The organism is Streptomyces sp. NPDC111656, from assembly GCF_055656965.1.
Genome location: NZ_JBVKCA010000004.1, coordinates 193,620 through 205,561, shown reverse-complemented (window position 1 = coordinate 205,561; position 11,942 = coordinate 193,620). Strand labels below are relative to the sequence as shown.

The 11,942-nt window shown below is 70.4% G+C and carries 9 protein-coding genes; 6 read left to right on the top strand and 3 right to left on the bottom strand.

The features are described 5' to 3' along the window. Positions 1–6: 6 nt before the first annotated feature. The 6 genes from ACZ7M3_RS14290 to ACZ7M3_RS14265 all read left to right on the top strand — a co-directional run bounded on the left by ACZ7M3_RS14290 (position 7) and on the right by ACZ7M3_RS14265 (position 7,945). Positions 7–1,635 carry an ABC transporter substrate-binding protein gene (locus tag ACZ7M3_RS14290; protein WP_472063343.1) on the top strand — a complete coding sequence of 543 codons (1,629 nt, stop codon included), beginning with the start codon at positions 7–9 and terminating at the stop codon, positions 1,633–1,635. Between the two features lie 5 nt (positions 1,636–1,640). Then, positions 1,641–2,600 (top strand): ABC transporter permease, encoded by a 960-nt coding sequence (locus ACZ7M3_RS14285; RefSeq protein WP_452962488.1) that lies wholly within the window; start codon positions 1,641–1,643, stop codon positions 2,598–2,600. Continuing rightward, entirely contained in the window at positions 2,597–4,600 is a 2,004-nt protein-coding gene (locus ACZ7M3_RS14280; protein ID WP_472063341.1) for a dipeptide/oligopeptide/nickel ABC transporter permease/ATP-binding protein, read from the top strand. Before ACZ7M3_RS14285 ends, ACZ7M3_RS14280 begins: the two co-directional genes overlap by 4 nt. Before the next feature lie 271 nt (positions 4,601–4,871). Continuing rightward, entirely contained in the window at positions 4,872–5,921 is a 1,050-nt protein-coding gene (locus ACZ7M3_RS14275; RefSeq protein ID WP_472063339.1) for an oligopeptide/dipeptide ABC transporter ATP-binding protein, read from the top strand. Between the two features lie 19 nt (positions 5,922–5,940). After that, positions 5,941–6,876: a dihydrodipicolinate synthase family protein gene (locus ACZ7M3_RS14270; protein WP_472063337.1), complete on the top strand. Its 936-nt coding sequence runs from the start codon at positions 5,941–5,943 to the stop codon at positions 6,874–6,876. 94 nt (positions 6,877–6,970) lie between these two features. Beyond that, positions 6,971–7,945 (top strand): LLM class flavin-dependent oxidoreductase, encoded by a 975-nt coding sequence (locus tag ACZ7M3_RS14265; RefSeq protein ID WP_472063335.1) that lies wholly within the window; start codon positions 6,971–6,973, stop codon positions 7,943–7,945. Here the strand turns inward: ACZ7M3_RS14265 and ACZ7M3_RS14260 are convergent. From ACZ7M3_RS14260 to leuA, 3 genes are all read right to left on the bottom strand, one after another. Then, positions 7,938–9,131, bottom strand: a complete 1,194-nt coding sequence (locus tag ACZ7M3_RS14260; RefSeq protein ID WP_472063879.1) for a sialidase family protein — start codon at positions 9,129–9,131, stop codon at positions 7,938–7,940. The genes ACZ7M3_RS14265 and ACZ7M3_RS14260 overlap by 8 nt on opposite strands. A gap of 97 nt (positions 9,132–9,228) precedes the next feature. After that, on the bottom strand, positions 9,229–9,924 hold the full coding sequence (locus ACZ7M3_RS14255) for a tellurite resistance TerB family protein (protein WP_075026794.1): 696 nt from the start codon (positions 9,922–9,924) through the stop codon (positions 9,229–9,231). Between the two features lie 186 nt (positions 9,925–10,110). Continuing rightward, positions 10,111–11,832 carry a 2-isopropylmalate synthase gene (leuA, locus tag ACZ7M3_RS14250; RefSeq protein ID WP_472063333.1) on the bottom strand — a complete coding sequence of 574 codons (1,722 nt, stop codon included), beginning with the start codon at positions 11,830–11,832 and terminating at the stop codon, positions 10,111–10,113. Positions 11,833–11,942 lie beyond the last annotated feature (110 nt).

Below are 11,942 nucleotides of genomic sequence, written 5' to 3'. Positions count from 1 at the left end.
GGAACCGTGCGCGACGTGACCGACCACTCGGCGCTGCACCGCCGACGTTTCCTGAAGTACTCCGGCGCCCTCGGCGCGGCCGCCGCCCTCTCCTCCTCGCTGGCGGCCTGTTCGTCCGGGCCGCAGTCCACCAATGACACCGGCGGCGGGAAGGGCGGCAAGGACGCGACGCTCACGGCCGTCATCGGCTACGGGAACGACGGCAGCTGGGACCCGACGCAGACGGCGTCCGCCTTCGCCATGGCGGCCAACAACCACATCTACGAGGGGCTGCTGGACACGGACCCGATCTCGCGCGAGCCGTACGCGGCGCTCGCCACCCAGGTGCCGGGCGATCTCAGCGGTACGTCCTGGAAGTTCACGCTGCGGGCCGGGGCCACCTTCCACGACGGGAAGCCCGTCACCGCCGACGACGTGGTCTTCGTCTTCGACCGGATCCTCGACCCGAAGACGCAGACCCTCGGCAAGGGGTTCTTCGCGAGCTGGCTGAAGGAGGTCCGGAAGATCGACGCCTCGAACGTCGAGCTGGTGCTGAAGTTCCCCTTCCCGGAAGGGATCGCGCGGCTCACCCTCGCCAAGATCATGCCCAAGCACGTGTTCTCCCTGCCCGGTGCCTGGGACGACGCGATCAAGGGGAAGGCGGTGGGCTCGGGACCGTACCGGCAGACCGCCCACCACCCCAAGTCGAACACCACCTTCGAGGCGTTCGCCGCCTACAACGGCCCGCGCAAACCGGCCTTCAAGAAGATGAACTGGCTGACGATCGTCGACGCGGCCCCGCGCGTCGCGAAGATCTCGGGCGCGAGCGCCGGGGCCCAGATCGCCGACAACATCCCGTACGCCAACATCGAGCGGCTGAGGAAGGGCGGCATGACCGTCGAGGGCGGCGCGGGGATGAACAACCTCTTCCTGATGTTCAACACCCAGCACAAGCCCTTCGACGACGTACGGGTGCGCCAGGCCCTGCACTACGCCATCGACACCGGCAAGATGGTCGAGGTCGCCCTCCACGGACACGGCAAGCCGTCGAGCTCGTTCCTCAACGAGGGGAACCCGGCCTTCCGGCCGGCGAAGACCGTGTACGGCTACGACCCGCAGAAGGCCAAGCAGCTCCTGAAGGCCGCCGGGGTCTCCGGGCTGAAGATCGAGATCCTGTCGGTGAACGTCAGTTGGATCGTCGACTGCCTGCCGACCATCAAGGCGTCCTGGGACGCGATCGGCGTCGAGACCACGCTCTCGCCGCAGGAGACGACGGCCGTCTTCACGAAGATGGACCAGAAGCAGGACTACCAGGTGGTGGCCGCCGCCTCGAACCCCAACCAGTTCGGCCTGGACGCCGATCTGATCATGCACTACAACTACGGCCCCGAGAACCTGTGGATGCAGTACGCCCGATGGGCGGGCGACCCGGTCGCGAAGCAGCTCTTCAAGGACATGGACCGGGCGACGCGGGAACCGGACGCCGACAAGAAGAAGACGATGATCCAGGACTACATCGACGTCGTCGCCGAACAGGCCGTGCTCTACCCGGTCGTGCACAACGAACTGATGACGGCCTGGGACCCCAGGAAGCTCACGGGGATCAGGGCCCAGCCCTATCCGGGGATCAACCTCCTCCAGGCCAAGTGGGCCTGACGTAGATGACGGCCATCGTCCGCATCCTGGCCCGCCGTGTCGCCCTGCTCGTGCCGCTGATGCTCGGCATCGTGCTGTTCGTGTTCCTGGTGATGCGGTTCTCGGACGTCGACCCGGCGTCCGCGTTCTTCCAGGGCGCCAACCCCACTCCACGGCAACTGCACGACTTCCGGCAGCAGAACGGCCTGCTCGACCCCCTCCCGGTGCGTTACGTCCACTTCATCGGCGCTCTGCTCCACGGCGACCTGGGCACCAGCGCCCTGACCCGGGCGCCGGTCGTCGACCAGGTCACCACCGCGCTTCCACTCACCCTCCAGCTCACCTTCCTCGGCCTCGCCATCGCGGTGGTGCTCGCGCTGCTCGGCGGGGTCACCGCCGCGATCCACCGCGACCGGCTGCCCGACCAGGTCATCCGGGTCGTGTCGCTGACCGGGGTCGCGGCGCCCGGCTTCTGGCTGGCGCTGCTGATGATCCAGTACCTGGCGGTGGACCGCGGCTGGTTCCCGACCGGCGGATACATCAACCCCGGTGACTCACTGAGCGGCTGGCTGAAGACGATGACGCTCCCCGCCTTCGCGCTCTCCCTCCCGGTCGCCGCCCAGCTCACCCGGATCGTGCGCACGGCCGTGGTCGAGGAACTGGACAAGGACTACGTCCGGACGGCGATCGGCAGCGGACTGCCGCCGGTGGTCGTGGTCGGCCGCAATGTGCTCCGCAACGCGCTGATCAACCCGCTGACCGTGCTCGGTCTGCGCGTCGGCTATCTGCTCGGCGGCGCGGTCGTCATCGAGACGATCTTCTCGCTCCCCGGCATGGGCAAGCTGATGATCGACGCCGTGAAGAACGGCGACCCGGCGGTCGTCCAGGGCGTCGTCCTGACCACGGCCACCGGGTTCGTGGTCGTGAACCTCGCCATCGACATCCTGTATCTGCTGGTCAATCCGCGACTGAGGGATGCCACGTGACGATCCCCCCACTCTCCCGCCGACGTCTCACCGAGGGCCTCGCCCGGCCCGGCATCCGGCCGCGACGCCTGCCCGTCCTCTCCCGGATCGCCCTCGGCTTCCTCACGCTCGTGGTCCTGCTGGCCGTGTTCGCGCCCCTGCTCTCCCCGCACGACCCGCTCGACCAGCAACCGCAGGTCGACGGCACCGGCGCCCCTTCCGGCAGTCACTGGATGGGGCAGGACAGCCTCGGCCGGGACATCCTGAGCCGGCTGATGTACGGCGCCCGCTGGTCCCTCGCGATCGGCCTGGGCGCCACCTCGCTCGCCCTCGTCGTCGGCGCGCTCCTCGGCGCGATCGCCGCGACCTCCCGGGGGGCCGTCGACGAGACGCTGATGCGCTGCCTGGACGTCGTGATGGCGTTCCCCGGCATCGCGCTGGCCGCCGTCCTGGTCGCCGTCTTCGGCGGCGGCATCACGGTGCTGATCTGCGCGATCGCGTTCCTGTTCACCCCGTCGGTGGCCAGGGTCGTCCGCGCGAACGTCCTCGACCAGTACGGCGAGGACTACGTGACGGCGGAACGGGTGATCGGCGCCCGCACCCCGCACATCGTGCTGCGCCACGTGGCCGTCAACTGCGCAGCCCCCGTGCTGGTGTTCTGCACGGTCCAGGTCGCCGAGGCCATCGTCTTCGAGGCCTCGCTGTCCTTCATCGGCGCGGGCGTCCGCCCGCCCGACCCGTCCTGGGGCAGTGTCATCGCGGACGGCAAGAACATGGTGCTGACCGGCGGTTGGTGGGCGACGGTCTTCCCAGGGCTGCTGATGCTGATCACCGTACTGTCGTTGAACATCCTCTCCGAAGGCGTCTCGGACGCGTGGGCGGCGCCCGTGGCGCGGGAGGTGGCGGCGACGGCGGCCGGTGACCGGCTGGAGGCGCCCGAGCCCGGCAGCGGAGAGGTCCTCGAACTGCCCGGTCTGACGGAGGCCGCCGCGCGCCTGCGCTCCCGGGCCCGCCCCCTGCCCACCGGCCGGCCGGTCCTCTCCGTGGAGAACCTCGCCATCGGCTTCGACGCCCGGCACGGCGGGGTGGACATCGTCGACGGCATCGGCTTCGACGTGCACCCCGGTGAGGTCCTGGGCCTGGTCGGCGAGTCGGGCTGCGGCAAGTCGCTGACGGCGCTCGCGGTGATGGGCCTGGAACCGAAGGGGGCCCGGGTCCGGGGCCATGTCCGTTTCGGCCGACGTCAGTTGGTGGGCGAGCCGATGCGCGTACGACGCCGTCTGCTGGGCCACGAGATGGCGATGGTCTACCAGGACGCGCTGTCGTCCCTGAACCCGGCGATGACGATCAGGGCGCAGCTGAAGCAGTTGGTGCGCCGGGGCGGCCGACAGACCCCCGCTGAGCTGCTCGCTCTGGTCGGTCTCGACCCCGAACGCACCCTGCGCAGCTACCCCCACGAGCTCTCCGGCGGCCAGCGTCAGCGTGTCCTGATCGCGATGGCCCTGTCCCGGGGCCCGAAGCTGATCGTGGCGGACGAGCCGACCACGGCCCTGGACGTGACGGTCCAGGCGCAGATCATCACCCTGCTGCTGAAGTTGCGGGAAGAGCTGGGCTTCGCGCTGATCCTCGTCTCGCACGACCTGGCCCTCGTCGCGGACGTCACCGACCGGGTGGTGGTGATGTACGGCGGGCAGATCGTGGAGACGGGCGTGACGGCGGACCTGGTGGAGGCGCCGGCCCACCACTACACGCGCGGCCTGCTCGGCAGCGTCCTGTCCCTGGAGTCGGCGGCCGAACGGATGACGCAGATCAAGGGGGTCGTGCCCGCACCCGCCGACTTCCCGGCGGGCTGCCGGTTCGCCGACCGCTGTCCGCCGGCGAGCGAGGTGTGCCGGACGACGGCGCCCGACCTGCTGGGCACCCGGACACACACGGCCGCGTGCCATCACCCCGCGGTCGATCTGATCCACCACGGAGAGCGAAGCCGTCCATTGAATCCTCACCTCCGTGAACGGAGCTGATTCCTGGCTCACGCCGCCTCTCGGACCGACGGTCCGTCAGGTCCTCCACGATCAACACCAGCCGGGTTGAAACCAGCCCGGGCATTCACCTGCTGCAAGGTCGCACAACTTCAAGGAGACTCCGCGTGCTTGGCTCTCGCGACGCACCGTCTGCGGCTCACCCCAACGGCACGCCGGTCCGCCCTGGAGGCGAACCGGCTTTCCCTGCCCTGCTGCACACATGTCCGATTCCTGCCCGGTCTGAAGGCCGGGACGTCCTCGGAGGGATCCAGTGAACGCGCTCATCACCCTCTCCGACGCCCATGTCGTCCACAAGGCCCGCTCCGGCGGCCTGTTCACCCGCGACCGGGTGTACGCCCTGACCGGCGCCGACCTCACCATCGCGCCCGGCGAGACGGTCGGCGTCGTCGGCGAGTCCGGGTGCGGGAAGTCGACGCTGGCGAAGGTGCTGGTGGGCGTCCAGCGGCCGACGTCCGGCACCGTGCGCTTCCGTGACCGTGACCTGTGGTCGATGCGGCCCGCCGAGCGACGAGCGTCCGTCGGCGGCAGCACGGGCATGGTCTTCCAGGACCCGTCGACGGCCCTGAACCGCCGCCTGCCCGTACGCCGGATCCTGCGGGACCCCCTCGACGTGCACCGGCGCGGCACGGCACGGGAACGGGACGACCGGGTGCGGGAGCTGATGTCCCTGGTGGGCCTCCCCCGCGCCCTGGCGGACGCCCTGCCCGGCCAGCTGTCCGGCGGCCAACGCCAGCGGGTGGCCATCGCGCGCGCCCTGGCCCTGGACCCGGACCTGGTGGTGGCGGACGAACCGACGAGCGCGTTGGACGTCTCGGTCCGCGCCCAGATCCTCAACCTCCTGCTGGACCTGAAGGAGCGCCTGGACCTGGCCCTGGTCTTCGTCTCGCACGACATCCAGACGGTACGGAGGATGAGCGACCGGGTGATCACGATGTACCTGGGCCGGATCGTGGAGGAGTCCCCGGCGGACCGGGTCACCGACCGCGCCCGACACCCGTACACCCGGGCCCTCTTCTCCGCCACGCCCGGCCTCCTGGACCCGATCGACCCGATCCCGCTGGTGGGCCCGGTGCCCTCGGCCACGCACCCGCCGACCGGCTGCCCGTTCCGCACCCGCTGCTGGAAGGCCGACGGGGAGTGCGTGAGCGTGATGCCGGACTTCACGGCCGCGTCGACGCCGGACCACCGCTTCCGGTGCCACCATCCTGTGCAGGAGGACCAGTCGACGCGCGACCTGGTGGCCCAGGCCGTGTCCGCGGCGCCCGCCGTGGCCGACATCCCCGCCCAGCAGCAGCCTTGATCGTCCCGAGGGAGTCTTCATGCCGATCCCCACCCCGCTGACCGGTGTCGTTCCGCCCGTCTGCACGCCCCTGACACCGGACCGCGAGGTGGACGTCCCCTCGCTCATCAGGCTCGTGGACCACCTGGTGGAGGGGGGCGTCGACGGCCTGTTCGTCCTTGGCTCGTCCTCGGAGGCGGCGTTCCTGACGGACGCCCAGCGGCGGCTGGTGGTGGAGACGGTGGTCGCCCATGTGGCCGGGCGGCTCCCCGTGCTGGCCGGGGTGATCGACATGACCACGCCGAGGGTGCTGGACCATGTGGCGTATGTGACGGCGGCGGGCGCGGACGCGATCGTGGCGACCGCGCCCTTCTACGCCCGCACCCATCCGGCGGAGATCGCGCGCCACTTCCGCCTGCTCGCCGCCCGTTCGTCCGTGCCCGTCTTCGCCTACGACATCCCGGTGTCCGTCCACGCCAAGCTGGACCCGGAGCTGGTCCTGTCGCTCGCCGCGGAGCGCGTGCTGAGCGGACTCAAGGACTCCAGCGGTGACCTCGCCGCCTTCCGCGCGATCGTCACGGGCGCCCGCGCCCACCCCGACATCACCGGCTTCACCACTCTCACCGGGTCCGAACTCGTCGTCGACTCCGCGCTCGCCCTCGGGGCGGACGGGGCCGTGCCGGGTCTCGCCAACGTCGACCCGCACGGGTACGTACGGCTCGACCGGCTCTGCCGAGGGGGTGACTGGGAGCGGGCGCGGGCCGAACAGGAGCGGCTGTGCGGGCTGTTCGGGATGGTCGGGGTGGGGGACCCGGCCCGGATGGGCGGGGGTTCGTCGGCGCTCGGGGCGTTCAAGGCGGCCCTGCACCTGCGCGGCGTCATCGCCTGCCCGGCCACGGCGGAGCCGCAGGTGCCGCTGTCGGAGGCGGAGGTCGAGCGGGTGGGGAAGTACCTGGCGGGAGCGGGCCTGCTCTAGAACAAGCCCTGGAAGAGAACAAACTCCAAGTGAGAATCTCATTTTCACTTCACGCGTATTGCATTCTGAAATATCAGAATCATACTCTTGCCCGGTGACCGCCTTCGCGCTTCGATTCGACTTCCGCAATCCGGCGCAGTCCGGAACCACCATGGCCGATCGCTACGCGGCCGCCCTGGACATGGCCGAGTGGGCCGACCGTCTGGGCTGCGCGCGGATCACCGTCTCCGAACACCACGGCTCACCGGACGGCTACCTCCCCGCCCCGATTCCGATTCTCGCGGCGATGGCGGCACGGACGACGGACGTCCGCTTCCTCGTCGCCGCGCTGATCGCCCCGTTCCACGATCCGCTGCTGCTCGCCGAGGAAATGATCGTGCTCGACAACCTGAGCAGGGGGCGGGTCGACCTGGTCGTCGCGGGCGGCTATGTGCACGAGGAGTTCGCCCTGTTCGGCGTGCCGATGAACGAGCGGGCGAAACGCGTGACCGAGGTGGTCACCACCCTGAAGGCGGCGTTCACCGGCGAGGAGTTCACCTACCGGGGCCGCACCGTACGCCTCACACCCGCGCCGTTTCGGCCGGGAGGCCCGAGCGTCTCGCTCGGCGGCAGCACCGAACCGGCCGCGCGCCGGGCCGCCCGTATCGCCGACGGTTTCATCCCCTCCGTGTCCGAGGTGTGGGAGTACTACCGGGACGAGGTTCTGAAGCTCGGCCGGCCCGACCCCGGCCCGAGCCCGATCGGCAGGAACCAGGTCGTGGCGCTCGCCGAGGACCCCGACAAGGGGTGGGAGCAGATGGCGCCGTTCTTCCTCCACGAGACGAACGCCTACGGGGCCTGGCAGGCCCAGGACCACCTCGCCGCCCCCTTCCACTCCGTCACCGGCGCCGACGAACTGCGGGAGAGCGGCCAGTACCGGGTCCTGACACCCGAGCGGTTCGTGGCGGAACTGAAGTCCTCACCGCGGCCCTTCACCCAGCTCCACCCCCTGTGCGGCGGAATGCCGATGGAGCTGGCCTGGCCGAGCCTGCGCCTGTTCGAGCGCGAGGTCCTGCCCGCGTTCACCTGACTGGCGGACCCGGCCGACCCAGACGGCGGAACTCGATCCTGTCGTACGGCCGTGTCGAGCCCGTCTCGTAGAGGATCCCGACCAGGTCGTGCCCGAGGTCCACCAGGTCCGAGTAGGCGGCGGGTGCGGAGGAGAGGGTCGCCGCCCTGGTGAAGGTGGTGCCGTCGTCCGTGCTGCGCCAGAGGGTCATCGCGCGGCGGGCGGTGGGAACGGAGGGGGCCGAGAAGAGCAAGGGGGCGTGGGCGCCCTGAAGTTGGAGGACGCTGCCCTGGACGACGGGGACGTCGCCCAGGGTGGGCTGGATCGCGTAGGGGCGGTCCAGGGTTTGGCCGCCGTCACTGGAGTAGGTGTCCAGGCGGTTGCCGGGGGCGGTGCCGCCCTCGTCGCGGGCGCTGAAGTACAGGCGTCCGTCGGGGAGTTCGGCCGCGCTGCTCTCGTTGGTGTCGACCCGGCCGTCGTAGGTGCGGTCGGTGAAGCCCAGGTGCCAGGTACGGCCGCCGTCGTCGGAGTAGATCGCGTGTCCCCCGTAGTACTTGGCTTCCCGGCCGGTGTCGGTCGAGCCCGCGGGCGGGGCGGCGGAGTGGTTGGCGGGGACGACCAGACGACCGGCGTGCGGGCCGTGGCGGAGGGCGATCGCATGGCCGGGGCCCGTCGCGTACCAGCGCCAGCCCGGCGGCTTCACCTCGGCCGTGATGTCCCGGGGAGCGGAGAAGCGCACGCCGTCGTCACGGCTCGTCTGGACGAAGACACGGCGGCCCTGGCGCGCCGTGACCTCGCCCCGCATGATGCGCGCCTCGGTCACCGCGCCGCTGTTGCAGGAGGTGACCAGGACGATCCGGCCGGCGCGCGGGTCCACGACGGGCGCCGGGTTGCCCCGGGTGTCCCCGGCCCCCGCCGCGACGACTCGCAGCGCATCCCACGTACAGCCGCCGTCGAAGGAGCGTCTGAGGACGACGTCGATGTGGCCGCTGTCGCCCGCGCCGTGGTGCCGCCCCTCGGCGAAGGCGAGCACCGTGCCCGCGCGGGTGGTGACGACCGCTGGGATGCGGTAGGTGTCGTAGCCGCCCTCGCCCGCGGTGTACGGCACGGAGGAGGCGCAGTCGGCACGGGGGGCGGCGGCGGACGCGATGCCGACGCCGGAGGCGAGCAGGCCGACGGCCAGGGCGGCGACGAGGCTGCGGCTCAGGGTGGTCCCCGCTCTCCCCCGCGCAACACGAGGGTCCGGTTACGGTGTGTCGCTCACACCGTACCCTGAGTCACCGATCGTCACTCCCGACCCCTCGCTACGAGGGCGTGCGCGCCGCCGCCAGCAGTCGCGTCACGTCGTCCGCGCAGATCGTCAGCGCCGCGCCCACGGTGGCGAGGACGTCCCGTTCGGCGGGGGTGTACGGGCCGTCCGCCAGGGCGATCCGGGCGCCCTGGAGCAGGATCGATTCGCGTCCCGTCGCGGCGAGGTGCGGCGCCAGCGGATCCAGGGCCTCGTGCAGCTCTATGGCGAGGCCCGCCCCGCACGGCTCCCCGAAGATCCGGCCCGTGTCCGCGGCGAGCGCCTCGACGAGGGCGCCGAGTTGGTCCTCCGTGCAGTCGTCGAAGCCGGCCGAGCGCACCGCGGTCGCCGCGGTCTCCAGGGACGTACGGGAACAGGCGCCGCCGGCGGCGAGCACGGCGAGCGCGACGGTGTGGACGGCGTCGCGGAGCATCGCCGAGAAGCGGGTGGTGGTCGGGTGGTCGAGGACGTCCGCGCCGTAGTGGCAGCCGCAGGCGGCGCACTCGACGACGGGTCCCGTGTCACCGCGCGGCAGGACCGGGACGCCGAGGAGGGTGAAGCGGCGCCGGCCGGTGAGTCGCTGGTAGTTGCGGTCGCCCCCGCAGCCCGGGCAGAAGAACTCGCCGTCCCCCATGGTGGTCCACGCGGTACGGGTGCCTAGGATGCGGGAAATCTGCACTGCACGACCGTTTCGTCCCCATCCTGGCAGCACGCTCGCACACCTCCGTAACGCCGCGGCAACATCGCCGCGCTGGCGTGATGTTAGCCACATTGTTGAGGCAGAGTCAGTACCTTGGACGAGACCTTTCCGTGATCTCCACGGCGATTGGCCGGTATACGACGGGGCCCCGCCCGCCTCGAAAGGCGGACGGGGCCCCGAAAGTGCCGGTCAAAGTCCTCAGCGGGTCGCGCGATTGACCGCGGAGACGACGGCCTTCAGCGACGCGCGTGTCGTATTCGCGTCGATGCCGATTCCCCACAGGACCTTGTCGTCGATCGCGCACTCGATGTACGAGGCGGCCTGCGCGGAGGCGCCCTCGCTCATCGTGTGCTCCTGGTAGTCCAGGAGGCGTGCGTCGATGCCGACGGACTGCAGGGCGTCGAAGAACGCGGAGATCGGACCGTTGCCCGTACCGGTCAGGACCGTGTCGACGCCGTCCACCGAGGCCTCGACGGTCAGCGAGTCGATGCCGTCGCGGTCGGTCGTGGTCTGGCCGGCCTTGACCTGGATGCGGCCCCACGCGTTGTCGGGGTTCGGCAGGTACTCGTCCTGGAAGATCGCCCAGATGTCCTTCGGGGTGACCTCGCCGCCCTCGGCGTCCGTCTTCGCCTGGATGATCTTCGAGAACTCGATCTGCATCCGGCGCGGCAGGTCCAGCTTGTGGTCGTTCTTCAGGACGTAGGCGATCCCGCCCTTGCCGGACTGCGAGTTGACGCGGATCACTGCCTCGTACGAACGGCCGACGTCCTTCGGGTCGATCGGCAGGTACGGGACGGCCCACTCGATGTCGTCGACGGTGACGCCCTTCGCGGCCGCGTCGGCCTCCATGGCGTCGAAGCCCTTCTTGATGGCGTCCTGGTGGGAGCCGGAGAAGGAGGTGTAGACGAGGTCGCCGACGTACGGGTGACGGGCGTGGACCTCCATCTGGTTGCAGTACTCGGCGGTGCGGCGGACCTCGTCGATGTTCGAGAAGTCGATCTGCGGGTCGACGCCCTGCGAGAACAGGTTCATGCCCAGGGTGACCAGGTCGACGTTGCCGGTGCGCTCGCCCTGGCCGAACAGACAGCCCTCGATGCGGTCGGCGCCGGCCATCAGGGCCAGCTCGGCGGCGGCGACGGCCGTACCTCGGTCGTTGTGCGGGTGCACGGACAGGCAGACGAACTCGCGGCGGGACAGGTTGCGCGACATCCACTCGAAGCGGTCCGCGTGCGTGGACGGCGTCGAACGCTCCACCGTGGCGGGCAGGTTGAGGATGATCTCGCGGCCCGGGCCGGGCTGGTAGACGTCCATCACCGCCTCGCAGACCTCCAGGGCGAAGTCCAGCTCGGTGTCGGTGAAGATCTCGGGGCTGTACTGGTAGCCGAACGTCGTCCGCTCGTCGAGCAGCTTCTCGGCGTACTCCATGACCAGCCGCGTGCCGTCGACGGCGATCTGCTTGATCTGGTCCTTGGAGCCGCGGAAGACGACCCGGCGGAAGACCGGGGCCGTCGCGTTGTACAGGTGGACCGTGGCGCGCTTGGCGCCGACCAGGGACTCCACCGTGCGCTCGATCAGGTCCTCGCGGGCCTGGGTCAGTACGGAGATCGTGACGTCGTCCGGGATCGCGGTCTCGTCCTCGATGATCGAACGGACGAAGTCGAAGTCGGTCTGCCCGGAGGCCGGGAAACCGACCTCGATCTCCTTGTAGCCCATCGTCACGAGCAGGTCGAACATCTCGCGCTTGCGAGCCGGGGACATCGGGTCGATCAGCGCCTGGTTGCCGTCCCGCAGGTCCGTCGACAGCCAGCGGGGGGCGACGGTGACACGCTTGTCCGGCCAGGTGCGGTCAGGAATGTCCACCTGCTCGTACTTGCCGTACTTGTGGACCGGCATGGCGGTGGACTGCTGGAAGTTCGGCATGATGCGTGGGCTCCTCAGAGGGTGTCCGGAAGGACGGCCGACGGCGCAACGCCGAACTCCGCGGGGAGGGGGTCGGCCTCGACTACAGGCCCTCGCCGCGGCAGCTAAGG